Source organism: Acidovorax sp. LjRoot38, from assembly GCF_964252975.1.
Lineage (GTDB): Bacteria > Pseudomonadota > Gammaproteobacteria > Burkholderiales > Burkholderiaceae_C > Acidovorax > Acidovorax facilis.
The window spans coordinates 30,717-54,294 of sequence record NZ_CAXUPT020000017.1; the positions used below are offsets into that span (position 1 = coordinate 30,717).

Here is a 23,578-nt window from a genome sequence, read left to right on the forward strand (position 1 = left end):
AGGCCATTCTTAGATCTCTGGGAGCAAAGTGGGACCTTCATTCAACGAACAGTTCGACCAGCATGGTGCCTGGCGGCGTGAGTTCGCCCAGCAACTCAAGCGGCTGGCCGAGTGGATGTCCTCGCACGAACTCATGGACGCAGCCGTCCAGGAGCGGCTGCAACGCCTGGAGGAGCAGGTTCGCAGCGACAAGGTCATGGTGGCGTTTGTTGCCGAATTTTCGCGCGGCAAATCTGAGTTGATCAACGCGATCTTCTTTGCAGACTATGGCCGCCGCATCATGCCTGCGAGTGCAGGGCGCACCACCATGTGCCCCACCGAACTTGGGTACGATGCCAGCGTGGCGCCCAGCCTTCGGCTGCTGCCCATTGAAACCCGACTGCAGATGCAGAGCCTAGCGGAGTGGCGGGTTAAAACGGACCGGTGGCAGGAGATCCCCCTGGATGTCGGAAACGCGGACCAGATTGCCAAGGCGCTCGAAAAGGTGGCCGAAGTACGAAAGGTCAGCCTGGACAACGCGCGGGCATTGGGCTTTTGGCACGATGATCTGACCGATGAAAACCCTGTGCCTGATGCCCAGGGCTTGGTGGAGGTGCCCATGTGGCGCCACGCCCTCATCAATATTCCCCATCCTTTGCTGAAACAGGGGCTGGTGATTCTGGACACACCAGGGCTGAATGCCGTGGGCGCTGAGCCTGAACTTACCGTCAACCTGATTCCGCAGGCGCATGCGGTGGTCTTCATTCTGAGCGCTGACACCGGAGTTACCCGCTCTGATTTGTCCATCTGGCGCGAGCACCTGGCCATTTCGGCGGACAGCATGGATGCCCGGCTGGTGGTGCTCAACAAGATAGACACCTTGTGGGACACGCTCAATTCTGCAGAGCAGGTGCAGGCGCAGATGGAGCGCCAGTGCAGTACGTCTGCAGAAATGCTGGGTGTTCCGTTGGACAGGGTTGTGCCCGTGTCTGCGCAGAAAGGGTTGGTCGCCAAGATCACTGCTGATGATCTGCTGCTGGAGACCAGCGGCCTGCCTGTTCTGGAAGAGGCGCTGGCCAAAGGAATCATGGGGCGGCGGCAGTCTATTTTGCGGGCGGCTGTGGCCAACGGCGTGGCCAGTTTGCGCACTGAGACTTCTCGGGTCATCAATATCCGACGCCGAGATCTTGACGACCAGATGGCCGAATTGCGAAGCTTGCGCGGCAAGAATGCGTCTGTGATCGAATCGATGCGGCACCGCATCGAACAGGAACAGCGGGAGTTTGACCTGAGCACTTCTAAAATCCAGGCGGTGCGTGCGGTCCATCTGAAGCTGCTTCGAGATGTATTTCAGCAGTTGGGAGCCAAGGCGCTCAAAGTCGAGCTTTCGGAATTGGCACAGACCCTGCAGCAAAAAGGGCTCAAGCTGGGTGTGAAGAAAATCTATCTTCAGACTTTCGACAAGTTGCGCGGTACGCTGGACAAAGCACAAGCGTCAGGCACTGAGATTCAGGCCATGTTGGGTGGCACCTTCAGGCAACTCAATGCCGAGTTCGGCTTTTCTCTGCAGGTCCCCTCGCCTCCGCAGCTGGAGCACTTTACGCACGATCTCAATCAGATCGAACAGAGCCATCTCCAGTACCTCGGCATGGGTAATGCGCTCAAGCTGGCCCAGCCCGAGTTTGCGGAACGTCTGGTCCGGGCTCTTGCCATGCGTTTGCGCACCGTGTACGAATCGGCCGCGAACGATCTTGAACTGTGGAGCAAATCTGCTACGGCCCAACTGGATGCGCAGCTGCGTGAGCGTCGCCGTAGTTTTGCGCGTCGCATCGAGGCTGTGGATCGCATCCAGCAGGCTGCCAGCGGTTTGGTGGAGCGCATTGCTGAAATTGAAGCGAGTGAGGATGAGTTGGTCCAACTGGAGCAAAGGCTGCAGGAGCTGACCTCTCAGCTTGTTGCTCTGCCCGGTCTTGACTCCGTGACATCGGGTAGCCATCTGGTATCTGCATGAGCGGCGGCGGGCGGGAGGATGTGGCTGGGCTCGTGGTCGCATGGCAGGCGTCTCATGGCCGCAATCACCTGCCTTGGCAACAGACGCGCGATCCGTACCGGGTCTGGCTGTCCGAGATCATGCTGCAGCAAACGCAGGTTACTACGGTACTTGACTACTACGCGCGCTTTCTGGAGCGTTTTCCCGACGTAGTGGCCCTGTCGCAGGCAGAGCAGGATGAAGTGATGGGTCTCTGGAGCGGGCTGGGCTACTACACCCGGGCCCGCAACCTGCATCGCTGCGCCCAGCAGGTTGTGGCAGAGCACGGAGGCGCCTTTCCTCGCACCGCCGAGATGCTGGCTACCTTGCCGGGGATTGGTCGCTCCACCGCTGGAGCGATTGCCGCATTCTGTTTCTCGGAACGCGTGCCTATTCTTGATGCCAACGTGCGCAGGGTTTTGACGCGCTTGCTCGGCTTTGAAAAGGACCTCGCGTCGTCGGGGAACGAGCGTCTGCTGTGGAAGGAGGCGGAGTCATTGCTGCCGCAGAAAAATCTGCTTACGGCCATGCCCCGATATACCCAGGGACTTATGGATCTGGGAGCGTCGATTTGTACGCCACGATTGCCACGCTGTGACCGGTGTCCTTTGGTGGGCCGCTGTGTAGCATTCAAAGACGGAGATCCACAACGCTACCCCGTCAAGACGCGCAAGCTGGCACGCCGGTCTGAGTCTTGGCAGCTTCTGGTACTTCGAAATTCTGCTGGCCAGGTGTGGTTGCAACGTCGCCCCTCTGCTGGGATATGGGCTGGCATGCATTGTGTGCCGGTCTTCGCCGACGGCGTCTCTTTGAACGGATATGTCAAATTCTTAGGTGATGCTTCTCGCATTGCCTGCAACGAACTCCAGCCATTTCTCCATGTGCTGACACACAGGGATTTGCATCTTCACCCCGTGTTGGTCACGGGGGAGATTCCAGATCAGCCCACTGAAGAAGGGGCGTGGTTTGGGGTCAATGAGTGGTCCTCTATCGGCCTGCCCGCCCCCATCCGCAAGCTGCTTGATTCGACCCAAGCCCAGTTGCGGTGAGAGTGCCCGGGCTTTGTTGCGTAGATATCAGCGTCCGTCCAGCTCTCGGTGTCTCTTCAGGGTTGCCCAGCGGCTGCTCAAAACATCGGCTAGTCGTTCCACCAAGTAGACCGAGCGGTGCTGGCCGCCAGTGCAGCCTACCGCGACCGTGACATAACTGCGGTGGTTCCGGTCAAGGATTTCTAGCCAGTGCGCGAGAAATTGCTCGATATGCGCCTGCATCAGCGACACATCGGGTTGCTGGCGCAGGAAATGGGCGACAGGTTCGTCCAGCCCCGTCAGATCCCGCAGCGCAGGTTCATAGTGTGGGTTCGGCAACATTCGCACATCAAAGACGTAGTCAGCGTCCATCGGTATGCCACGCTTGAATGCAAAAGACTGGAATACCAGGGTCATCTGTCCCCGGGTGGTGACAAGCAAACTCTTCACGTAGCTTTGGAGCTGTGAAGCCCGTATGGTGCTTGTGTCGATCACATGCGACTGTTCTCGCAGTTCCGCCAGCAGCTCGCGCTCCAGCTCGATAATCTGCACGAGCGCTTTTCGACCCTGTTGGAGATCGTCGTGCGACAGCGGGTGGCGCCTGCGTGTTTCTGAGAAACGCCTGACAAGCGTATCGATGGTGGCGTCGAGGAAAACCGATTGCACCGAAACGCCCTCGCTCCTGAGCCGACTCAGCTCCTGTGGAACCTGATGCAATGAGGTGGCACTTCTAACATCCATCGCGATAGCAACGCGGTTGCCGTGGTGACGGTGTTCCAGCGCCACAAAAGCTGGCAGCAGTTCTGGGGGCAGGTTGTCTACGCAGTAATACCCTGCGTCCTCCAGCGCATGCAGCGCCACGGACTTTCCTGATCCCGACATACCCGTGATCAAAACGATTTCAAGTGCCATCAGCCATGTCCTTCTCGTGCAACGGCCGCGAGATCCAGCATCTCGCTCGCGTGGGCGAGCGTAGTCTGGGTGGATCGTTCGCCGCCCAGCATGCGGGCAATTTCTGCCACACGGTTCTCGCCCTGTACCGTCGATACGGCGCTGGTGGTGCCATTCGGGCTCTTGCGTTTGGCCACCTTGAGGTGGTGGTGTGCGCAAGCCGCCACCTGCGGCAGGTGGGTGACCGCGAGCACCTGACGGTCGCTGCCAAGCTGCTGCATCAGCCGCCCCACTGTTTCAGCCACCGCCCCCCCTACGCCAGAGTCCACTTCATCAAAGATGAGCGTGGGGGCCATACCCAATTCACTGGTTGTTACAGCGATGGCCAGCGAAATGCGGGAGAGTTCGCCGCCCGATGCGACTTTGCCGATGGGTTTCGGTGTCATCCCGGGATGGCCCGCGACGAGGAATACCACGTCATCGATACCGTGGTGCGAGGGCTCGGAGGCCTTGGTCATGGAAACCTCGAATTTTCCTCCCTCCATGCCCAGGCCCTGCATGGCTTGGGTAATGGCGTGAGACAGTTTCGGGGCGGCTTTGGCGCGACCCAGAGACAGCGCGCGTGCCGACGCGTGGTAGGCCTTGGCACTGGCGGCCTCGGCGGCCTCCAGTCGTTCCAGATCTGTCGCTGCGTCCAGCCGGCGCATCTCCTCCTTCCAGCTCTGGTGTAGAGCCGGCAGCTCTGCTGGCGTGCGCTTGTAACGGCGTGCCAAGGTCATCCAGAGCGAAATGCGGGTGTCGAGTTCGGCCAGACGCTGTGGATCTATTTCCACGTGCCTCAGATACAGCTGCAGCGAGTGGAGCACGTCGCTGGCTTGTGCGAGGCTGGAAGAAAGGATGTCTGCGAGCGGTGCGAACTCGGGCTCAATATGCTCGTGGCTTTGGAGAAGATCGTGCGCGCGTGCAAGCCCAGTCAGTGCACCAGCATCTTCATCTTGGAGGGCTTGGATGGCGCCCTCTGCCCCTTCCAGCAGCGCCTGCGCATGTGAGAGGCGTTTATGTTGTGCGTCGAGTTCTTCCCATTCGCCATCAATGGGTGCGAGCTTGTCCACCTCGTTGATCTGCCATTGCAGACGCTCACTTTCCTGCTGCAAATTAGCCTGGGCCAGGCGTGCTTGCTCCAGGGCTTTTTGATCCTTTCGCCATTGTGCCCAGAGCGCTGCGGTTTCTGATGTGTGCACCCCTGCAAATGCGTCCAGCAGGCCGCGTACCGAGTCGGGTCTTGTAAGGCTTTGCCAAGCATGCTGCCCGTGGATGTCTAGCAGGCTGTCTCCCAAAGTCCGCAGCTGGGCAGCAGTGGCTGGGGTGCCATTGATCCAAGCCCTGCTTTTGCCCTGAGAGTCCACGGTCCGACGCAAAAGCAACAGCTCATCAATGTCAAAACCCGCGTCCTCGAGCCATGGCTGGAGATGGGGTGGGCAATCGAACTCAGCGCAAAGATCCGCTTTGTCAGCGCCTTCGCGAACCACACCTGCATCGGAGCGTGCGCCCAAAACGAGTTGCAGTGCATCAATCAGGATGGATTTCCCAGCGCCTGTTTCTCCCGTCAGCACGGTGAAGCCGGAACTTAGGTCAAGTTCAAGCGCTTGAACGATCACAAAATCGCGCAGGGTAATCCGCCGGAGCGCCATGGTCAGGAGCCCCCTTCGTTCCAGCGCAATTTTTTGCGCAGGGTGGCAAAGTAGTTCCAGCCTTGAGGATGGAGAAACCGCACGCAGTGCTCTGACCTTTTCACCAGAATGCGGTCACCATGTAGCAGTGAGGCCAGTGACTGCATGTCAAAGTTGGCACTGACATCCCGGCCACTCACAACCTCAACCGCCACCTCGGTGGCATCCGATAGAACAATCGGTCGGTTGGAGAGCGTATGAGGGGCGATGGGCACCAGCACCCATCCAGGAATGGAGGGGTGAAGCATGGGGCCACCGGCTGACAGCGAATACGCCGTTGACCCTGTGGGTGAGGCGATGATGAGCCCGTCTGCGCGTTGGTTCGCCACAAATCGGCCGCCGACCTCGACCCGCAATTCCACCATGCCTGAAGTCGCGCCTCGGTTCACAACGACATCGTTCATCGCGAGGGCTTCGAAGACGACGCGCCCGTCGCGCACGACCGTTGCGTGCATCAGCGGTCGCAAGTCTTCCTCGTATTCGCCCTGGAGCATGGGGGGCAGAGTGGCCTGATAGGTATCGAAAGGAATGTCGGTGATGAAGCCAAGCCGTCCCTGGTTGATGCCGATCAGGGGCGTCCCAAACCGGGCGAGCCGCCGACCTATGCCCAGCATGGTGCCATCGCCTCCGACCACCAGGCCCAGATCGCATCGACTGCCTATCTCGTCTACATTCAGGACTGGATAGTGTGTGAGCCCGGTGTTGCTTGCGGTCTCAGCTTCCAGCATCACTTCGCAACCCTGGCGTTTAAGAAAATGGGCGATGTCTTCCAGGGCCTGGCGGGAGCTTTCACCGATGGAGCCCGCCGAAGAAGCTTGGTACTTGCCTATCAGTGCGACATGGCGGAAATTGGACGTCATCGCGAAATTACATCATTAAAATCATTCCATGCTCGATGACCGTGCCAAGTTGTTGCTCAAAGCGCTGGTCGAGCGCTACATCGCCGATGGGCAGCCCGTCGGATCCCGCACTTTGTCGCGCGCGTCTGGGCTGGATTTGTCTCCAGCCACTATCCGTAACGTCATGGCGGATCTGGAGGAGTTAGGGCTGATCGCGAGTCCCCACACCTCAGCCGGTCGCATTCCTACTGCACGAGGTTATCGGCTGTTTGTGGACACCATGCTGACAGTGCAGCGGGACCCTCTGACCCCTCCCCAGCTTGCGCCCGAACAGCCGCAAAAGGTGATCGCCAACGCTGCCCAGTTGCTATCCAATCTTTCTCAGTTCGTCGGTGTCGTTATGGCACCACGCAGAACATCGGTGTTCCGCCATATTGAGTTCTTGAGGCTGTCCGAGCGGAGATTTTTGGTCATCATCGTTTCGCCCGAGGGCGACGTTCAAAATCGCGTGATCTTCACGGACGTGGACTACTCCCAGTCGCAACTCATTGAGGCTTCCAACTTTCTGAACGCGCATTACGCGGGGCTTGCGATGGAGCAAGTGCGTGAGCGCCTGAAATCTGAGGTGGATGTGCTGCGCGGCGAGATCGCTTCGCTCATGCAGGCTGCGGTGAATGTGGGGTCTGAGGCTTTGTCCCAAGCGCAGGACGAGGTCGTGATTTCTGGTGAGCGCAACCTGCTGGCGGTCAGTGATTTCTCCAGCGACATGGGCAACTTGCGACGTGCCTTCGATCTGTTCGAACAGAAAACCCAAATTCTGCGGTTGCTGGATATCTCCAGCCAGGCCGAGGGAGTGCGCATCTACATTGGCGGCGAAAGCCATGTCGTGCCTTTTGAAGAGCTGTCCATCGTCAGTGCTCCGTATGAGGTGGACGGCAAAGTGGTCGGGACGCTAGGCGTGATCGGCCCCACGCGCATGCCATACGACCGGATGATTCAGATCGTGGACATCACATCAAAGCTGGTGTCCAACGCACTCAGCCATCGCAAGTAAAGCCCCTACAATACGGCGCTTGCCCCGTTGTATAGCGCTGGAGCATGGCTTGGGGCGTTAGCTCAGTTGGTTAGAGCAGAGGACTCATAATCCTTTGGTCGTTGGTTCAAGTCCAACACGCCCTACCACCCATTCATTCGAATGGGCGATCATCACGATCACGGCCAGTTTTCTTGTCGCAATGTGCGCCTTTCTTCTTTTGGAGTCTCTGGAGTGCATTACAATTGCTGCTTGCGTTGAGTTGAGCTTTGCTGATCAGGCCCATGCGGCAGGTAACAGTAAAAAAGTTGATTTCAAGGATTGCCAAGAAATCATGCTATAATTCGAAGCTTAGCGGCTGTAGCTCAGCTGGATAGAGTACTTGGCTACGAACCAAGGGGTCGTGGGTTCGATTCCTGCCAGCCGCACCAATGTTTAAAGCCTGCAATCGCAAGATTGCAGGCTTTTTCATTTGTCAAAGCGTTTCTCGCTGACGGAGGAGATCTTCCATGAGCAAGGCCTTTACCAAAGAAACCGATGCTTCCGATGAGGATGAATTGGTGTTGCCTGCGTTGCCTGCGGGCGGCAAGAACTACATCACTCCGGCAGGATACGCGCGCCTGCGTGATGAGTTGCTGGACCTGATTGACAACGAGCGGCCCAAAGTGGTCGAAGCCGTGCACTGGGCTGCCAGCAACGGAGATCGGTCTGAAAATGGCGACTATCTCTACGGCAAGAAGCGTTTGCGAGAGATTGATCGGCGCATCCGCTTTCTCACCAAGCGGCTCGAGATTGCCGAAGTGGTGGATCCCAGCCTGCATGCGGGCAGCAATCAGGTGTTTTTCGGCTCCACAGTCACGTACATCGATGACGAAGGTATAGAGCGCACGATCACCATCATGGGCATCGATGAGGCAGACAGCCGAGAATCGCAGGTGAGCTGGATCTCGCCAGTGGCACGTGCGCTCTTGAAGGCCCATGTGGGTGACGAGGTGCTGCTGCCTACGCCAGGAGGCGTGCGAAGCCTTGAAGTGGTGGCAGTGCAGTATCCGCAGCGCGCCGCACATGCGGACTGAGCAGGGGCTACAACACCGCTTTACGCTAAGCCATGCTTGGGTTGATGGCGCTGCTCAGCGCTGTGAAGTGCTTACGTGGCCTGCGGGGTGATGCGTGCAGCGCGAATGACGGCCTGGGTGCGCCGCAGGTTGCGCAGTGCGGTTTCGAGGTGGGTCTGATCTCGCACCGCCACAATAAAGCGCAAGTCCGTGGTGTCGAGGGCCGCCTCGTCATCCATATCCACATGGGTGATGTCAGCTTCTGAATTGGCCAGTTCAGCGGCCACGCGGGCGAGCACACCTTTGCCGTTGGTGACAGTCACCACGACCCCGGTTTCGAACATGCGCGTGGGCTCGTCCGACCAGTCCACCGCGATGAAGCGCTCGCTGTCCTTGTGCTGCAGCCGCTTGGCCACCGTGCAGTGGGCGTTGTGAACCACCAAGCCCTCGCCACGGCCCAGATAGCCCACGATGCTGTCGCCAGGGACGGGGCGGCAGCAGGATGCGTACTGCACCGAGGCATTTTCGCTGCCATCCAGAGTTACCGCTCCTTGCGAAAGCGTCTCGTGGGATGTGTAGCGCTCCCGTGTCATGAGCAGCGCATCAGGGCGATGGCCGTGTTCGGACATCAGCACCATGAGTCGCTTGGCCACGATGCTGGCGATGCGTTTGCCCAGGCCCAGGTCCGTCATCAGTTCGCTGCGGGTGCGGTTTCCTGTAAAGCGCAGCAGTTTGTCCCACATCGGTTGGGTCTCTGCGTCCTGGGGAGGGAGCTGCTCCAGGCCTTCCGCCCGGATGGCCTGGGTCAGCAGCTTCTCGCCCAGGCCTTCAGATTCGGTCTGTGCCAACGTTTTCAGGTAGTGCCGGATCTTGGAGCGTGCGCGGCCCGTGCGCACAAAACCCAGCCAGGCCGGGTTGGGCGTGGATACCGGGGCTGTGATGATCTCCACCACATCGCCATTCTTGAGTTCGGTGCGCAGGGGCACTTGCTCATTGTTGATTTTTGCCGCCGTGGTGCGGTCGCCAACATTGCTGTGGATGGCGTAGGCAAAGTCCACCACGGTAGCTCCGCGAGGCAGGGCCATGATCTGGCTCTTGGGGGTGAAAACGTAGACAGCGTCCGGGAACAGGTCCACCTTGACATGGTCCCAGAACTCGGCGGCATCGCGGGTCTCGTTCTGGATGTCCAGCAGGGACTGCAGCCACTTGGTCCCTAGTCGCTCGGCCGATGTGCCATCGCCGTCCTGCGCCTTGTACAACCAGTGAGCGGCCACACCAGCCTCGGCGATGACATGCATCTCGTCCGTACGCATCTGGAATTCGATGTTCACGCCGGAAGGGCCCACCAAGGTGGTGTGCAGGGATTGGTAGCCATTGAGCTTGGCGATGGCGATGTGGTCCTTGAACTTGCCAGGAACCGGCTTGTACATCTGGTGGAGCACGCCCAGGGCGGTGTAGCAGTCTGTCACCGTGGGTACGATCACCCTGAATCCGTAAATATCGGTGACCTGGGCAAAACTCAGGTGCTTGAGGTCCATCTTCTGGTAGATGGCATACAGCGTTTTCTCGCGGCCGGCAAGGCGGACCTTCATACCGATCTTGGAGAAGGCGGTGTCCACCTCGGCCTGAACCTTTTGCACCAGATCGCGCCTGCGGTTGCGTGATTTGTTGACTGCCTTGGATAGCGTGGCGTAGCGCCATGGGTGCAGGTGCCGAAAGGCCAGATCCTGCAATTCCCGGTAAGTCTGGTTAAGGCCCAGGCGGTGGGCAATGGGTGCATAGATCTCCAGCGTCTCCGAGGAGATGCGGCCCCATTTGCTGCGCGGCATGTCCGACAGCGTGCGCATGTTGTGCGTGCGGTCCGCCAGCTTGATGAGGATGACGCGCACGTCGCGCGCCATGGCCAGCAGCATCTTGCGGAAAGACTCGGCCTGGTTCTCTTCGCGGGTGTTGAACTGCAGCTTGTCGAGCTTGGTCAGCCCATCTACCAGTTCAGCCACGGGGGCGCCAAAGCGGTCTATCAGGTCTGCTTTGGTGACGCCACAGTCTTCCATGGCATCGTGCAGCAGTGCGGCCATCAGCGCCTGGGCGTCCAATTTCCAGGTGGCGCACTGTGCAGCCACGGCAATGGGGTGCGTGATGTAGGGCTCACCGCTGTTGCGCAACTGACCCAGGTGGGCCTCGTCAGCGAAGCGATAGGCTTGGCGCACCTGTTCGATGCTGGTCGCGTCCAGGTAGTCGAGGCTGTCTGTCAGCGCAGCAAAGCTGGCCGCAGCCGCATTGGCTGCCGCTGCGGCTGCCGACAAAGTTCCCGCCGTTGGTACTTCGCCGGGGCGGGCTTGCGTTGCAGAAGGTGAGTTGAGCACCGCGTTCATGCCTTAAATGTAGCGCGGGAGCGCATCAGGAGACTTTGGGGCAAAAAAAAGCACCGCTGTCGCGGTGCTCTTTGCGGGCTGCGCCCAGGAAGAAGCTCAACCAGGAACCTTCTTGAGCATTTCCAGGCCAACCTTGCCTTCTGCGATTTCGCGCAGGGCGGTCACGGCAGGCTTGTTGCGGCTTTCGATGCGGGGGGCGTGGCCCTGGCTCAGCATGCGGGCACGGTACGTGGCGGCCAACACGAGCTGGAAGCGGTTGGGGATCTTTTCCAGACAGTCTTCTACGGTGATGCGTGCCATCGTTTTACTCCGGGGATTCAGGTGATATTGAGCGACTGGAAGGTGTCAGCACGGGCGCGGCGCTGGGCGGCGTACTTGAGTCGCTGAGCGTGAACTACGGCTTTCAGGTCGAAAAGCGCGCGCTCAAACAACTCATTGATTATAACGAAGTCAAATTTGCTCACCTGGGCCATCTCGGTAGCCGCGTTCTTGAGACGGACTTCGATGACATCGGGGGAGTCTTCGCCCCGTCGTTCCAGGCGCGAACGCAGTTCTTCCCAGCTGGGGGGCAGGATGAACACGAGGATGGCATTCGCGAAGGCTTCCTTGATCTGCAGTGCGCCTTGAAAGTCGATTTCCAGGATCACGTCCGAGCCTTGGGCAATGCGCTCCTCGATCGCCTTTTTGGAGGTGCCGTAGCGATTGCCATGTACATGCGCCCACTCCACGAAGGCGTTGCCTTCCACCATGGCATCAAACTCGGATTGCGATGCAAAGTAGTAGTCGCGGCCGTGCTTTTCCTGCCCGCGCGGAGCGCGGGTGGTGTGGGAGATCGACAGGTGGACGTGGGAGTCCAGTTCCAGCAAGGCCTTGACCAGGCTGGATTTGCCTGCGCCGCTGGGGGCTGCCACTACGATGAGATTTCCTGGATAGTCCATAGTTGATGTGCGCCAGGCGCTATCAAAAAATGAGTGTTATTCGATGTTCTGTACTTGCTCACGCATCTGCTCTATCAGCACTTTCATGTCCACGCTGATGCGGGTCAGGTCAAGAGCGGCAGATTTGGAGCCCAGCGTATTGGCCTCGCGGTGGAGTTCCTGGATCAGGAAGTCCAGGCGCTTGCCCACCTCGCCGCCCTTCTTGAGCAGGCGTTCGATCTCGTCCAGGTGGGAGTCCAGCCGGGTGATTTCCTCCGCCACATCAATGCGGATGGCGAACGCCGTAGCCTCGGTCAGCGCGCGGTCGCGGGCGGCCTCGGGCAGGGTGGCACCGTCGGTCAGCGCCATGGCTTCCTTCCAGCGCTCCATGAAGCGCAGTCGCTGTTGCTCGACCAGCAGCGGCACCATGGGGACGGCCTGTTCGGCCAGGGCGCGCAATTGCTTGACCCGGTCCAGCAGCATGGTGGCCAGGCGCTTGCCCTCCCGTTCGCGGGCGGCCATCAGGGCGGTCAGGGCTTCTTCGGCCAAAGCAGGAACGGCATCGCTCCAGTCTTCAGAGCCCGATGGGGCGTTGGCGCACAGGCGCAGGGCGTCGGCTACCGTGAGGGGCGCCGCGGTCGGCAGCCATGCCTTGACGGAATCTTGCAAAGAATTGAGCCGTTGCAGCAGCCGCGCGGGCGGGTCTTGCAGGGTGTTGCTGTCCTCGTTTTCCAGGGCGGCGCGGACTTCAACCTTGCCGCGCTTGAGGCGGGCGGTCAGCAGGCTGCGCAGCGCGGGCTCCATGGCACGCAGTTCATCGGGGAGGCGGAACGAAAGGTCCAGGAAGCGGCTGTTGACCGAGCGGATTTCCAGCCCCAGTCTGCGTGATTGGGGCGCGCGGGTGTCGTTTTCAGCGCCAGTGGCAGATGCGCCATGCTGTGCGCTGGCGTATCCGGTCATGCTGTAAACTGGCATTGGACTTTTTGATGGTTGCTTGCGATCCGGCGATTATCCGGGTTCCGCTCCACCCCCGAGTCATCTTCGCAAAATATGTCAAAAATCAAGCCGGCTCCTTTGCCGCCCGATACCGCAATTGGCGGCTACCGCGTGGTGCGCCGGTTGTCTTCTGGCGGCTTTGGTGTGGTCTATCTGGCCCTGGATGCCGAAGGGCAACAGGTCGCCATCAAGGAATACCTTCCTTCGTCGCTGGCCACGCGTGCACCGGGCGAGCTGCTGCCCAAGGTGCAGTCCGAAAAACTCTCGCTCTACCGCCTGGGGCTCAAGAGCTTCTTTGAAGAAGGCCGGGCGCTGGCCCAGATCTCGCACGCCTCTGTGGTGAGCGTGCTCAACTTCTTCCGCGAGAACGAAACCGTCTACATGGTGATGAACTACCTGGAGGGTGCGACCCTGCAGGACTTCATCATCACCGCGCGCGACCTGAAAACACAGAAGGTCTTCCGCGAATCCACCATCCGCTCGCTGTTCGACGAGGTGCTGCGCGGGCTGCGCATCGTGCACCAGCACAAGATGCTGCATCTTGATATCAAGCCGGCCAACATCTTCATCACCGACGACAACAAGGCCGTGATGATCGACTTTGGCGCTGCGCGTGAAGTGCTGTCCAAAGAGGGCAATTTCATCCGCCCGATGTACACGCCCGGCTTTGCCGCTCCCGAGATGTACCGGCGCGATTCGTCCATGGGCCCCTGGACCGATATTTACGCGATTGGTGCCTGCATCTACGCCTGCATGCAAGGCTTTCCGCCCAACGAGGCGCCCCAGCGCATCGAAAAGGACCGCCTCTCGCTGGCCTTGACCAAGCTGCGTGGCGTGTACTCCGACAACCTCATCGAGGTGGTGGAATGGTGCATGGCGCTCGATCCGCTGTCGCGCCCGCAGTCGGTGTTTGCGCTGCAAAAGGAACTGAGCCGCGAGGGCGAGCGCCGCTACACCAAACTGACGGTGGCCGAGAAGATGCGCCTGCAGCTCGACACCCTGGTGTCCGACACCAAGAAGAATGTGCAAAAGGTGGGTGAAGCCACCGGTATCGGAGCCAAACCCAAATGAACCCGAAGCCCTCTTTGCGTGAGTCGCTATGAAATTCTCGGTTTTCCAGATCAGCCGCCGTGGTGGCCGCGAGAAGAACGAAGACCGCATGGGCTATTGCTACACGCGCGAATCGGGCCTGTTTGTGTTGGCCGACGGCATGGGTGGCCACCCGGAAGGCGAAGTGGCTGCACAGATTGCACTGCAGACCATCTCGGCTTTGTTCCAGCGCCAAGCCAAGCCGCAGCTCAAGGATGTGCAGGAGTTTCTGTCGGGCGCGCTGCTGGCGGCGCACCACCAGATCCTGCGCTACGCCACCGACAAGGGCATGCTCGACACGCCGCGCACCACGCTGGTGGCAGCGGTTTTGCAGGGCGGCACGGCCACTTGGGTGCATTGTGGCGATTCGCGGCTGTACATGGTGCGCGACGGTGATTTGCTCACACGCACCCGCGACCATTCCTACATGGAGCTGCGCAACTCCCCACCGCCGGGCCTGGAGCGCATCAACCGCAACGTGCTGTTCACCTGCCTGGGCTCGCCCACCAAGCCCATCTATGACATCACCGGCCCGGTTTACCTGGAGCAGGGCGACCGCATTTTGCTGTGTTCGGATGGGCTGTGGGGCACCCTCAGCGACGAGGAGATTTCCACCCAACTCGGCCGCAACACCGTGTCGCATGCTGTGCCCGAGCTGGTGGAAGACGCACTGCGCAAGGCGGGGGACAGCAGCGACAACGTGACCGTGATCGCTCTGGAGTGGGAGACGCCCGACGCGTTCGAATCCACCCAGGGCGTCTCGACCGACAGCATCAGCGACGACGTATTTGCGTCCACTATCCAGGCAGGGCCACTCGATGGCCTGGTGGATGACCTGGACGATGCCGCCATCGAGCGGTCCATCGCCGAAATCAACGAAGCCATTCGCCGCTCGGCCGCACGGAAAGCATGACACCCCCCTGAGTCGCTGCGCGTCTTCCCCCTTCTCTCGAATCGCTGTGCGATTCGGGAAAAGGGACACTGCCAGTGCACGCAAGGGAGACGCAGCTACGCAGCCTGGGCGGCCCTCGCACGGCGATCGCTGGCCTCGGCCGCGCGTTTCGGGCGAGCCTTTGGTCATGCATGAGGCACGCCCATTTTTCTACTGAAAATTCTATGACCACCTTCACCCGCACCGGCGACCGAGCCGCCCACCAGCTGCGCCCCGTGCGCATCACCCGCCGCTACACCATGCATGCCGAAGGTTCGGTGCTGATCGAGTTCGGCAACACCAAAGTGCTTTGCACCGCTTCGGTGGAAGAGCGCGTGCCGCCCCACAAGCGCGGCAGCGGCGAGGGCTGGGTCACGGCCGAATACGGCATGCTGCCGCGTGCCACCCACAGCCGCAGCGACCGCGAGGCCGCGCGCGGCAAGCAGACCGGCCGCACGCAAGAGATCCAGCGCCTCATCGGTCGCAGCCTGCGCGCGGTGTTTGACCTCAAGCTGCTGGGCGAGCGCACCATCCAGCTCGATTGCGACGTGATCCAGGCCGATGGCGGAACCCGCACCGCCGCCATTACCGGCGCCTGGGTCGCGGCGCAGGATGCGGTTAACCAGCTGCTGGCCAGCGGCAAGATCACGCAGTCCCCCCTGGTGCAGCCCGTGGCCGCCATCTCGGTCGGCATCGTGCAGGGCACGCCGCTGCTGGACCTGGAATATGTGGAAGACGTGGACTGCGACACCGACATGAACGTCGTGATGACGGGCGCAGGCCACTTTGTGGAAGTGCAGGGCACGGCCGAAGGCGTGGCGTTTACCCGGACGGAGATGGACCAGCTGCTCGCGCTGGCCGAAAAAGGCATCGCAGAGCTGGTGCAGTTGCAGCAGCGGGCGCTGCTGCAAACCCCGTAACCCGTTGATACTCACTAATTGATAGCTACTTGCGCTTGCTGGATAAGCGCTAGATGCCAATTTGAATCATGAAAATCGTTCTAGCATCCAACAACCGTGGCAAGCTGGCCGAGCTGCAGTCCATGTTCGCGCCACTCGGGGTCGAGCTGGTTCGCCAGGCCGACTTGGGCGTGGGTGAGGCCGAAGAGCCATTTCGCACCTTTGTGGAGAATGCCTTGGCCAAAGCCCGCTTTGCCTCGGCCCACACCGGCCTGCCCGCCTTGGCGGATGACGCCGGTATGTGTGTGGATGCCTTTGGCGGCCTGCCGGGCGTCGATACCGCCTACTACTGCACCCAGTTTGGCTACGAGAAAAGCGACGACAACAATGTGCGCGCCCTGCTGGAGCAGCTGCAGGGCGTCGCCAACCGCCGCGCCGCCATGGTCAGCACCCTGGTTGCCGTGCGCAGCCCGCAAGACCCTGAGCCGCTGATTGCCGTGGGCCGGGTGGTGGGCGAGATCACCACCGAACCCCGGGGCAGCAACGGATTTGGTTTCGACCCCGTGATGTTTATCCCCGAATTCGGCAAGACCTTTGCCGAGCTGCCTGTGGAAGTGAAGAACGCCCACAGCCACCGGGGCCGCTCGGCCGCGCAGATGCTGGCGCTGATGCGCGAACGCTGGCTGTAGAAGGGACGACAAGAACGTGGCCCACATCCCGATCACGCCGCAGGCTGAGGCCGAACCCGCCGTGGTGCGCGACATCCAGCACTACATGCGCCCCGGCCTGCTGCAGCTGCCCAGCCTGCCACCGTTGTCTCTGTATGTGCACCTGCCGTGGTGCCTCAAGAAATGCCCGTACTGCGACTTCAACTCGCATGAGTACCGCGAAGGTGGCAGCGATGCGGCGGGCAATGCAGGGGTGCCCGAGCAGCGCTACATCGACGCGCTGATGGCCGACCTGGAAGCCGCGCTGCCGCTCATCTGGGGCCGCACGGTGCACAGCATCTTTATCGGTGGGGGCACGCCCAGCCTGTTTTCACCAGCCGCCATTGACCGGCTGATCGGCGACATCCGCGCCCGCCTGCTCCTTGCGCCCGACTGCGAGATCACCTTGGAGGCCAACCCCGGCACGTTCGAGAAAGACCGCTTCCGCGCCTTCCGGGCGGCGGGCGTCACGCGCCTGTCGGTGGGGGTGCAAAGCTTCAACGACCAGCACCTCAAGGCCCTGGGCCGTGTGCATGACAGCAGCCAGGCCTTGGCGGCGGTGGAAGAGGCTGCCGCGTCGTTTGACACCTACAACCTCGACATCATGTACGCGTTGCCGGGCCAGACGCCGCAGGAGCTGGAGCAGGACATGTTGACGGCATTGGCCTTCAAGCCGCCGCACATCTCCATCTACCACCTCACCATCGAGCCCAACACCTACTTCGCCAAGTTTCCGCCAGCCATCCCCGAGGACGACCAGGCCTATGCCATGCTGGACCGCATCACCGAGATGACGGGCCAGGCGGGCATGGCGCGCTACGAAATATCGGCCTATGCGCAGCCCGGCCACCAGTGTTTCCACAACACCAACTACTGGCAGTTTGGCGATTACCTGGGCATTGGCGCGGGCGCACACAGCAAACTCAGTTTTGCGCACCGCGTGGTGCGCCAGGTGCGCTTTCGCGACCCAGGCCGCTACATGGACAACGCCCTGGTCGGCAGGGCTGTGGCGCAGGATGAAGACGTGCGCCGGGCCGAACTTCCGTTTGAATACATGCTCAACGCCCTGCGCCTGCGCGGTGGTTTTGCGCTGCAGGATTTCATGGATCGCACGGGTTTGCCGCTGACCACCATCGCCAAGGGGTTGAAGGCGGCCGAAAGCAAAGGTTTGATCGAGCGCGACCTGACCCATGTGCGCCCGACAGAGCGGGGCTTTGATTTTCTGAGCGACCTGCAGGAGCTGTTCCTGGCGGACTGACCGGGGCTACCGCTGATGCCGTGGCGCCGCCGCACCTGCCTATGGTTGGCGCTGTGTGCAGCGCACCGTCCCCGCGTGGTCAGCCGCAGCGCACCGCCACAATGCGGCCGTTGGCATCCACCTCCAGGTTGAGCCGCTGGGCATTGAATTCCTTGGTGATGATCTGGCCGGGGCGCAGGACGCGGGCCATTTGTGCGCCCGACCGCACCCGGGCCAGTTCCACCACCGATGCCGTGCTGTTCTGCCCCACCGCCGACTGGGCCGGCTGGGCGTTGCACAGGCCGCCTGGCGCGGGCTCTGCCGGCGCCGGGCTGCCAGAGGGGGCCGGGGGCTGGCCTTGGCTGGCGCAACCCGTCATCAGCGCCGCAACCACCAGGCTGCCAGAGATGCCAAAAGGGATTTTCGTCATGGGTGAGGCTCCAGAAAACAAGACCCTCACCATACCGGAAGCCCTGTGAGCGCGGGTGTCCACGCGTAACACGGGGGGAGGGCGGTTGTCCCTCCAGCTGGTTGGATGACTTGATGAGGGTCAAGAAAATGTTGACTGAATGCGACAGGCAGCGCGCCTCCATTGCACGAAGGGTGCCCGGCGATGGTTTGCCGTAAGGCCCTGTCCGCACAATGGACTGTTGGTGGTCTGCGCCCCGCACTGGGTAGGCAGAACACCGGGGCCAGTGTGGAGCGCACGGGCTTCTGGCAACCGAGTTTGTGCATCCCCGAACCACCATGTCCGACGATCCCATCTTCAGCCTCATCCACTCTCTCGGCGACACCCTGGATGGTCTGGACGTCGCCTTGTGCGCGTTTGACGAAAACGATTGCACGCTCGCATGGAACCGTACGTTCTTCAAGTTCTTCCCGGAGCATGAGGGGCATGTCTACGTGGGCGAGCCCTACCACGCCAATCTGCGGCGCTTTTACACCGAGCGGCTGGATGCGCAGGAGCTGCCCAATATCGACCGCTACATCGCGGCAGGCGTGGAGCGGCACCGCGCACAGACGCGCCCCTACAGCTTTGAGCACCGGGGCCTGCGGGTCCACGTATCGTCGTTGCCGATCGCCGGGGTAGGGCGCGTGCGGGTCTGGCGTGCAGAGGCGGTGCAAAGTCCACAAGAACAGGAAAAGCTGGACAAGGTGGGCGATGCCAACATCCACGAGCCCGGCTATCCGCGCAGCCCCATGGTGGAAAGTACAGAGCTTTTTGACCGCATTCCCGATGGCTTGATGATCTGTGGGGAGGACCAGCGCATTCAATGGGTCAACGAGCCGTTCATGCAGATGTACAGCCTTGTTGATCGCGCCGCTGCAACGGGCCTGAGCTTTGAGGACATTTACCGGGGGGCCTGGGCTGCGGATGGGCCGGGTGACATGGCGCCCTTTTATGAGGGGCTCACCATCCTGCACGAACACATGCGATTTGCAGGCGCACCGTTTGAGGTGCCCTTGCCCCGCAACCGCTGGAGCCGCGTGATCGCCAAGCAGGGTTTGGACGGGACCGTGTTCTATGCACATGTGGATATCACCGAGTTCAAGCGCCAGCAGCGTCGGCTTGCCCAGGCCGAGCGCAGTGCCCGCGACAGCGAGGCGCAACTGCGTGAGAAGTCCATCCTGCTGGAAGCCACGTTGGAAAACATGGACCAGGGCGTGGCCAAGATCAGTGCCACGGGCATTGTGGAGCTGTGCAATCGCCGCGCGCTAGAGCTGCTGGATTTGCCCGTCGAACTGATGGCCTCCAAGCCCTCGCTGGTGAATGTGCTGGCCTACCTGCGCGCACGGGGCGAGTTTGACGGGGCCTCGCAAGAGATCCAAGACATGCTGCTGAACAGTGACGGCGGGGTCGATCAGCAGCAGGTCTATGACCGCCCCCGGCCCGACGGGCGCATCCTGGAGGTCCAGACCGTGCCCATCAAAGGTGGAGGTGCGCTGCGCACCTTCACCGACGTGACCCAGCGCAAACAGGCCGAGCACCGCATACGGCATGTTGCCGAACACGATGGACTCACGGGGTTGCTGAACCGCTCGGCCTTCCTGCAAACCCTTCAGGCGGCGGTGCCCGATGCGCGGCGCCAGGGCCAGGGCTTTGCCGTGTTGTATGTGGACCTGGACGGCTTCAAGCCCATCAACGACCGCTTCGGACATGCTGTGGGCGACCAATTGCTGGCGTGGGTGGCCCGGCAGCTCGCCCAGGCGGCGCGCGAAAACGACGTGGTGGCGCGGCTGGGGGGCGACGAATTTGCCCTGCTGCAGCGTGGCGTCTCTGACCGCGACAGCGCTCTTCGGCTGGGCGAGCGTCTGGTGCAGGCCATTGCCCAGCCGACGGAAATTGAATCGCATTTCATCCAGATCGGAGCCTCTGTAGGCATCGTGATGTCGTCTGCCGACGCCACGAACGCCGAAGAGCTGCTGCGCAAGGCCGATTCCGCGATGTACCTGGCGAAAGCCTCTGGGCGCGGTTGTGTGCGGATTTATGGTGCGTGACCGCCCAGCGTGCATGCGCCGGGTCAGCGGGCTTGGAAGACGTCCTTCGAAAGTCGAAGATGTCCTACACACCTCGGTCACGGGGCGGCCTACTATTTGTCCGTCGATACCCCGTCGACATCCCTCCCGCTTGCACAAGCAAGTGTTCAGCCCGCACCCAGCGGGCTTTTTTTTGCCCGTTTCCCGTCCTGCCAGTGCCTGCACCGCTAACCGCAAGACATGGGGCTTGTCATGAATGAGCAGGTGAATACTGGGTTCTTTGACCCCATCCTCTGCACGTTGCGCTAGGGGGCTGCATCATTCACAGCCAGGTGGGGTGTCATCGTGGGGCCACCGCTATTGATTACAAAACCAGAATGATTCTGTACAAGCCCGGGGCGCAATTCATCTACAAGGGCCGACGTGTCAGCGTGGACTACGTCATCATCCGAAGAACGGGCCTGTGGGTCCGATTGGCCGGCAGTGAGGAGGTGTGCCGACCAGAAGATCTGACACCCATTTCGCCCCATGCTTCTGGCTTGCCCGAAGGCCGCCACTGACGGCGGGTAGGGTGGTGGGGCACAAAGCACAACGGGCCGTGAAGGCCCGTTGTGTTGGATGTTTTGGCGGAGACTGTGAGATTCGAACTCACGGACGGTTGCCCGTCGGCAGTTTTCAAGACTGCTGGTTTAAACCACTCACCCAAGTCTCCGGGAGGGAAGGCGCGAATTCTAGCCGACTGCGGGTGCTGATTTTTTCAGCATGCCCCGGGTCTCGATGAACTTCACCACATCGGCCACGCCTGCCAGGGTTTTGAGATTGGTCATCACAAACGGCTTGAGGCCCTGGGCGTTGGTGCGCATGCGGGTGGTGTCGGCGTGCATCACGTCCAGGTTGGCGCCCACGTGGGGGGCCAGGTCGGTCTTGTTGATGATGAACAGATCGCTCTTGGTGATGCCGGGGCCGCCTTTGCGGGGGATTTTCTCGCCGGCGGCCACGTCGATCACGTAGATGGTGAGGTCCGAGAGCTCAGGGCTGAAGGTGGCGGCCAGGTTGTCGCCGCCACTTTCTACAAACACGATGTCGGCGTTGGGGAACTCGCCCAGCATGCGGTCGATGGCTTCGAGGTTGATGGAGCAATCTTCGCGGATGGCGGTGTGGGGGCAGCCGCCGGTTTCCACACCCAGGATGCGTTCGGCGGGCAGGGCACCGCTCACTGTCAGCAGGCGCTGGTCTTCCTTGGTGTAGATGTCGTTGGTGATGGCGATGAGGTCGTATTCATCGCGCATGGTCTTGCACAGCATTTCCAGCAGCGTGGTCTTGCCGGAGCCCACGGGGCCGCCGATGCCGACGCGCAGCGGGGGCAGGTTTTTGGTGCGGTTCGGGATGTGGTGCAGTGTGTTGGTCATGGCGTTTTTTGCTATCAAATAAGTAGCTGCTGGCGCAGTATTTGCAAGCGCTAGGAACGAAAAAGTCTTGAATATTGCACTTCGTGCTGGGCGCTCAGGATGGCCAGCATCGGCGAGAAGGCCTGGCGCTCGCTATCCATCAGGCCCATGGCGTGGTCGGCGGCGGCAGGTATGGCATCGGCCAGTTTTGCGAGGATGCGCTGGCCTGCGCTTTGGCCCAGCTGCATGGATTTGAGGGCGGCCTGCACCATGTTTTCGGCCCAGCCGAAGGCGTAGGCCAGCAGAACATCGCGCACGGGCGCCTGGGTGGTGGAGGCGGCCAGTGCAAATGCCACGGGGTATGTGGGGGGCAGGGCGGCCAGGTGGCGGATGGCGGGCAGGGACTCTTCGTTACCCTGGTGCTGGTTGCGCAGCCAGTCGGTCATCGACCGGCCCATCTGCTCGGTCTGTAGCCGCATTTCGCTGGTTTCGCGGGTGTGTAGCACCCAGTCGTTGAGTTCGCGCACGTGCGCCCAGTCGGCGCGGCGCCAGGCGCCTGCTGCTTTGGCGATGAGGGCCATGTCGCCGCGCGCCTGCGTGATGTGCAACTGGTCCAGCAGCCAGTCGCCCACGGCGGTTTCGCTGGCGAGGCCCGCGTTTTCAATGGCGCTTTCCAGCCCTTCGGAATACGAGAACCCGCCCACGGGCAACGCGGGGGAGGCCAGCCACATCAGCTGCAGGAAGCTGGCGGCGGGCAGGGGCGCGGGGCGGTCCAGGCGCATGGAGCGGGGAGTCAGTGGTCGTGGTTGCAGTGGGGGCCGTGCACATGCCCCTGGGCCACCACGGGGATGGACACGGTGCGCCCGGGGCCTGGGGCTGTGGTGTTTGCTGCTGCGTGGCTGTGATCATGGCTGTGATCGTGCCCACCATGGTGGTGGTGCCCGCCACCGTGTCCCGCCGCATAGGCACCGCCTTCGGGTTCGAACGGCAGGTTTTGCTCGTTCACGATCAGGTGCATCGCGCGCAGCATGTCGGCCAGCACGTGGTCAGGCTCGATCTTGAGGTGGCCGGGCTGCAGCTCGATGGGCACGTGCCGGTTGCCCAGGTGGTAGGCGGCGCGGGTCAGGTCGAAGGGGGTGCCGTGCTGTGTGCAGTGCGTGATGACCTGCACGGGCTGCGGTGCGGCGATGACGCGGACCATGGAGCCGTCTTCGGCCACCAGCACGTCACCGCCACGCACCAGCGTGCCGCGCGGCAGGAAGATGCCCAGCTCGCGCCCGGCGGAGTCGGTGGCGGCAAAGCGGCTTTTCTGGCGCACGTCCCAGTCCAGTTCGATGGTGGTGGCTCGCTTGACCAGTACGGGCGCAAGGCCCTTGCCTTGGGGGATCAGTTTGGAGGCTTGGATCATGGAGGTTCTTTGTTGCAGCGGGCAAACGTGCATTGTGTGCCAGGGGCTCAACCCTGGGCAGCGCGTTTGTTTACAGCGTACGGGTCATGAAGAAGCTGTAAGGGTCGAGGCAGTAGTCGGCAAAAGGGCCGCATTCGACGAAGCCGTTCTGCAGGTAGAGCTGCCGCGCGGGCTCGAAGAACGGTTGCGTACCCGTCTCCAGGCTCACGCGGGCAAAGCCGCGTGCACGGGCCTCTTGCAGCAAATGGTTCAGCAGCTGGCGCGCAATGCCCCGGCCGCGATGGCGGGTGCTGGTGCGCATGGATTTGAGTTCAGCGTGGCCGGCATCGAGCCGCTTGAGCGCGCCCGTGCCCACCAGCATGTCGCCATCCGCTCCGGTCAGCCAGGCAGACCAGAACGCGATGTTCGGCTGGCGCAGCTGGTCCATGTCCAGCGCGTGCACGCTTTCAGGCGGTGAAACGGCGCGCATGTCCACCAGGTGCTCTTGCATGAAGGCTTCAATGCGCGGGTCGCTCAGGTCGTCCAGGCGGATCATCAGGTCTTGCAATACGGCGCTCATGGGACGTGGG

22 protein-coding genes and 3 tRNA genes are annotated in these 23,578 nt (G+C 61.5%); 12 read left to right on the top strand and 13 right to left on the bottom strand.

Features of this window, described 5'->3' with window-relative positions; translation table 11 throughout:
• Positions 1 to 28 precede the first annotated feature (28 nt).
• Both ACSQ22_RS22970 and mutY read left to right on the top strand, forming a co-directional pair.
• Positions 29 to 1,990, top strand: a complete 1,962-nt coding sequence (locus ACSQ22_RS22970; RefSeq protein WP_055399056.1) for a dynamin family protein — start codon at positions 29 to 31, stop codon at positions 1,988 to 1,990.
• The gene (gene mutY, locus ACSQ22_RS22975; protein WP_436131660.1) at positions 1,987 to 3,057 is read left to right on the top strand and encodes an A/G-specific adenine glycosylase; all 1,071 of its coding nucleotides are present in this window, start codon (positions 1,987 to 1,989) and stop codon (positions 3,055 to 3,057) included. Before ACSQ22_RS22970 ends, mutY begins: the two co-directional genes overlap by 4 nt.
• A 27-nt stretch (positions 3,058 to 3,084) precedes the next feature.
• Here the strand turns inward: mutY and rapZ are convergent, their stop codons facing one another.
• From rapZ to ACSQ22_RS22990, 3 genes are read right to left on the bottom strand one after another with little or no spacing between them, the layout of a single operon-like run.
• Positions 3,085 to 3,948, bottom strand: a complete 864-nt coding sequence (gene rapZ / locus ACSQ22_RS22980; RefSeq protein ID WP_436131661.1) for an RNase adapter RapZ — start codon at positions 3,946 to 3,948, stop codon at positions 3,085 to 3,087.
• Positions 3,948 to 5,618, bottom strand: coding sequence for a DNA repair protein RecN (recN, locus tag ACSQ22_RS22985; protein WP_436131662.1), 1,671 nt, complete (start codon positions 5,616 to 5,618; stop codon positions 3,948 to 3,950). Before recN ends, rapZ begins: the two co-directional genes overlap by 1 nt.
• A 2-nt stretch (positions 5,619 to 5,620) precedes the next feature.
• Positions 5,621 to 6,517, bottom strand: a complete 897-nt coding sequence (locus ACSQ22_RS22990; protein ID WP_436131663.1) for an NAD kinase — start codon at positions 6,515 to 6,517, stop codon at positions 5,621 to 5,623.
• Between the two features lie 28 nt (positions 6,518 to 6,545).
• On the opposite strand from ACSQ22_RS22990, the gene hrcA reads away from it, so the two are divergent.
• From hrcA to greB, 4 genes are all read left to right on the top strand, one after another.
• Positions 6,546 to 7,550: a heat-inducible transcriptional repressor HrcA gene (gene hrcA, locus ACSQ22_RS22995; protein ID WP_055399047.1), complete on the top strand. Its 1,005-nt coding sequence runs from the start codon at positions 6,546 to 6,548 to the stop codon at positions 7,548 to 7,550.
• 51 nt (positions 7,551 to 7,601) lie between these two features.
• Positions 7,602 to 7,678, top strand: a tRNA-Ile gene (locus ACSQ22_RS23000).
• Between the two features lie 205 nt (positions 7,679 to 7,883).
• Positions 7,884 to 7,960, top strand: a tRNA-Arg gene (locus tag ACSQ22_RS23005).
• A gap of 78 nt (positions 7,961 to 8,038) precedes the next feature.
• Positions 8,039 to 8,605, top strand: a complete 567-nt coding sequence (gene greB / locus ACSQ22_RS23010; protein WP_176888572.1) for a transcription elongation factor GreB — start codon at positions 8,039 to 8,041, stop codon at positions 8,603 to 8,605.
• A 71-nt stretch (positions 8,606 to 8,676) separates the two neighbouring features.
• Here greB and ACSQ22_RS23015 read toward each other — a convergent pair whose 3' ends face one another.
• From ACSQ22_RS23015 to ACSQ22_RS23030, 4 genes are all read right to left on the bottom strand, one after another.
• Positions 8,677 to 10,959 (bottom strand): RelA/SpoT family protein, encoded by a 2,283-nt coding sequence (locus tag ACSQ22_RS23015; protein ID WP_055399042.1) that lies wholly within the window; start codon positions 10,957 to 10,959, stop codon positions 8,677 to 8,679.
• Positions 10,960 to 11,055: 96 nt separating this feature from the next.
• Complete coding sequence (gene rpoZ, locus ACSQ22_RS23020; protein WP_005794722.1) at positions 11,056 to 11,259, bottom strand: DNA-directed RNA polymerase subunit omega; 204 nt, start codon at positions 11,257 to 11,259, stop codon at positions 11,056 to 11,058.
• Positions 11,260 to 11,276: 17 nt separating this feature from the next.
• A complete protein-coding gene (gene gmk / locus ACSQ22_RS23025; RefSeq protein ID WP_055399040.1) occupies positions 11,277 to 11,897 on the bottom strand; it encodes a guanylate kinase in 621 nt (206 codons plus the stop codon).
• A 36-nt stretch (positions 11,898 to 11,933) separates the two neighbouring features.
• A complete protein-coding gene (locus ACSQ22_RS23030; RefSeq protein WP_121422508.1) occupies positions 11,934 to 12,851 on the bottom strand; it encodes a YicC/YloC family endoribonuclease in 918 nt (305 codons plus the stop codon).
• Positions 12,852 to 12,926: 75 nt separating this feature from the next.
• On the opposite strand from ACSQ22_RS23030, the gene ACSQ22_RS23035 reads away from it, so the two are divergent.
• The 5 genes from ACSQ22_RS23035 to hemW all read left to right on the top strand — a co-directional run bounded on the left by ACSQ22_RS23035 (position 12,927) and on the right by hemW (position 17,756).
• Positions 12,927 to 13,943 carry a serine/threonine protein kinase gene (locus ACSQ22_RS23035; RefSeq protein WP_008905072.1) on the top strand — a complete coding sequence of 339 codons (1,017 nt, stop codon included), beginning with the start codon at positions 12,927 to 12,929 and terminating at the stop codon, positions 13,941 to 13,943.
• Positions 13,944 to 13,971: 28 nt separating this feature from the next.
• Positions 13,972 to 14,874: a PP2C family protein-serine/threonine phosphatase gene (locus ACSQ22_RS23040; protein ID WP_431152021.1), complete on the top strand. Its 903-nt coding sequence runs from the start codon at positions 13,972 to 13,974 to the stop codon at positions 14,872 to 14,874.
• Between the two features lie 203 nt (positions 14,875 to 15,077).
• A complete protein-coding gene (gene rph / locus ACSQ22_RS23045) occupies positions 15,078 to 15,812 on the top strand; it encodes a ribonuclease PH (RefSeq protein ID WP_436131664.1) in 735 nt (244 codons plus the stop codon).
• Positions 15,813 to 15,880: 68 nt separating this feature from the next.
• The gene (gene rdgB / locus ACSQ22_RS23050) at positions 15,881 to 16,480 is read left to right on the top strand and encodes an RdgB/HAM1 family non-canonical purine NTP pyrophosphatase (RefSeq protein ID WP_182118292.1); all 600 of its coding nucleotides are present in this window, start codon (positions 15,881 to 15,883) and stop codon (positions 16,478 to 16,480) included.
• Between the two features lie 16 nt (positions 16,481 to 16,496).
• A complete protein-coding gene (hemW, locus tag ACSQ22_RS23055) occupies positions 16,497 to 17,756 on the top strand; it encodes a radical SAM family heme chaperone HemW (RefSeq protein WP_436131665.1) in 1,260 nt (419 codons plus the stop codon).
• A gap of 79 nt (positions 17,757 to 17,835) precedes the next feature.
• On the opposite strand, the gene ACSQ22_RS23060 is transcribed toward hemW, so the two are convergent.
• A complete protein-coding gene (locus ACSQ22_RS23060; protein ID WP_082437489.1) occupies positions 17,836 to 18,165 on the bottom strand; it encodes an I78 family peptidase inhibitor in 330 nt (109 codons plus the stop codon).
• Positions 18,166 to 18,482: 317 nt separating this feature from the next.
• Between ACSQ22_RS23060 and ACSQ22_RS23065 the strand changes: the two genes are divergently transcribed.
• On the top strand, positions 18,483 to 20,234 hold the full coding sequence (locus ACSQ22_RS23065) for a GGDEF domain-containing protein (protein WP_228898688.1): 1,752 nt from the start codon (positions 18,483 to 18,485) through the stop codon (positions 20,232 to 20,234).
• Positions 20,235 to 20,837: 603 nt separating this feature from the next.
• Here the strand turns inward: ACSQ22_RS23065 and ACSQ22_RS23070 are convergent.
• The 5 genes from ACSQ22_RS23070 to ACSQ22_RS23090 all read right to left on the bottom strand — a co-directional run bounded on the left by ACSQ22_RS23070 (position 20,838) and on the right by ACSQ22_RS23090 (position 23,568).
• Positions 20,838 to 20,925, bottom strand: a tRNA-Ser gene (locus tag ACSQ22_RS23070).
• A 19-nt stretch (positions 20,926 to 20,944) separates the two neighbouring features.
• On the bottom strand, positions 20,945 to 21,622 hold the full coding sequence (gene ureG, locus ACSQ22_RS23075) for an urease accessory protein UreG (protein ID WP_176888578.1): 678 nt from the start codon (positions 21,620 to 21,622) through the stop codon (positions 20,945 to 20,947).
• Positions 21,623 to 21,672: 50 nt separating this feature from the next.
• The gene (locus tag ACSQ22_RS23080; RefSeq protein WP_436131666.1) at positions 21,673 to 22,383 is read right to left on the bottom strand and encodes an urease accessory protein UreF; all 711 of its coding nucleotides are present in this window, start codon (positions 22,381 to 22,383) and stop codon (positions 21,673 to 21,675) included.
• Between the two features lie 11 nt (positions 22,384 to 22,394).
• The gene (ureE, locus tag ACSQ22_RS23085; protein ID WP_436131667.1) at positions 22,395 to 23,009 is read right to left on the bottom strand and encodes an urease accessory protein UreE; all 615 of its coding nucleotides are present in this window, start codon (positions 23,007 to 23,009) and stop codon (positions 22,395 to 22,397) included.
• A gap of 70 nt (positions 23,010 to 23,079) precedes the next feature.
• On the bottom strand, positions 23,080 to 23,568 hold the full coding sequence (locus ACSQ22_RS23090; RefSeq protein WP_121507379.1) for a GNAT family N-acetyltransferase: 489 nt from the start codon (positions 23,566 to 23,568) through the stop codon (positions 23,080 to 23,082).
• Positions 23,569 to 23,578 lie beyond the last annotated feature (10 nt).

Excerpts from the sequence above, each read along its gene's own strand:
- mutY (WP_436131660.1), top strand. The coding sequence starts at position 1,987 with ATGAGCGGCGGCGGGCGGGAGGATGTGGCTGGGCTCGTGGTCGCATGG.
- rapZ (WP_436131661.1), bottom strand. The coding sequence starts at position 3,948 with ATGGCACTTGAAATCGTTTTGATCACGGGTATGTCGGGATCAGGAAAG.
- recN (WP_436131662.1), bottom strand. The coding sequence starts at position 5,618 with ATGGCGCTCCGGCGGATTACCCTGCGCGATTTTGTGATCGTTCAAGCG.
- ACSQ22_RS22990 (WP_436131663.1), bottom strand. The coding sequence starts at position 6,517 with ATGACGTCCAATTTCCGCCATGTCGCACTGATAGGCAAGTACCAAGCT.
- hrcA (WP_055399047.1), top strand. The coding sequence starts at position 6,546 with ATGCTCGATGACCGTGCCAAGTTGTTGCTCAAAGCGCTGGTCGAGCGC.
- greB (WP_176888572.1), top strand. The coding sequence starts at position 8,039 with ATGAGCAAGGCCTTTACCAAAGAAACCGATGCTTCCGATGAGGATGAA.
- ACSQ22_RS23015 (WP_055399042.1), bottom strand. The coding sequence starts at position 10,959 with ATGAACGCGGTGCTCAACTCACCTTCTGCAACGCAAGCCCGCCCCGGC.
- rpoZ (WP_005794722.1), bottom strand. The coding sequence starts at position 11,259 with ATGGCACGCATCACCGTAGAAGACTGTCTGGAAAAGATCCCCAACCGC.
- gmk (WP_055399040.1), bottom strand. The coding sequence starts at position 11,897 with ATGGACTATCCAGGAAATCTCATCGTAGTGGCAGCCCCCAGCGGCGCA.
- ACSQ22_RS23030 (WP_121422508.1), bottom strand. The coding sequence starts at position 12,851 with ATGCCAGTTTACAGCATGACCGGATACGCCAGCGCACAGCATGGCGCA.
- ACSQ22_RS23035 (WP_008905072.1), top strand. The coding sequence starts at position 12,927 with ATGTCAAAAATCAAGCCGGCTCCTTTGCCGCCCGATACCGCAATTGGC.
- ACSQ22_RS23040 (WP_431152021.1), top strand. The coding sequence starts at position 13,972 with ATGAAATTCTCGGTTTTCCAGATCAGCCGCCGTGGTGGCCGCGAGAAG.
- rph (WP_436131664.1), top strand. The coding sequence starts at position 15,078 with ATGACCACCTTCACCCGCACCGGCGACCGAGCCGCCCACCAGCTGCGC.
- rdgB (WP_182118292.1), top strand. The coding sequence starts at position 15,881 with ATGAAAATCGTTCTAGCATCCAACAACCGTGGCAAGCTGGCCGAGCTG.
- ACSQ22_RS23060 (WP_082437489.1), bottom strand. The coding sequence starts at position 18,165 with ATGACGAAAATCCCTTTTGGCATCTCTGGCAGCCTGGTGGTTGCGGCG.
- ACSQ22_RS23065 (WP_228898688.1), top strand. The coding sequence starts at position 18,483 with ATGTCCGACGATCCCATCTTCAGCCTCATCCACTCTCTCGGCGACACC.
- ureG (WP_176888578.1), bottom strand. The coding sequence starts at position 21,622 with ATGACCAACACACTGCACCACATCCCGAACCGCACCAAAAACCTGCCC.
- ACSQ22_RS23080 (WP_436131666.1), bottom strand. The coding sequence starts at position 22,383 with ATGCGCCTGGACCGCCCCGCGCCCCTGCCCGCCGCCAGCTTCCTGCAG.
- ureE (WP_436131667.1), bottom strand. The coding sequence starts at position 23,009 with ATGATCCAAGCCTCCAAACTGATCCCCCAAGGCAAGGGCCTTGCGCCC.
- ACSQ22_RS23090 (WP_121507379.1), bottom strand. The coding sequence starts at position 23,568 with ATGAGCGCCGTATTGCAAGACCTGATGATCCGCCTGGACGACCTGAGC.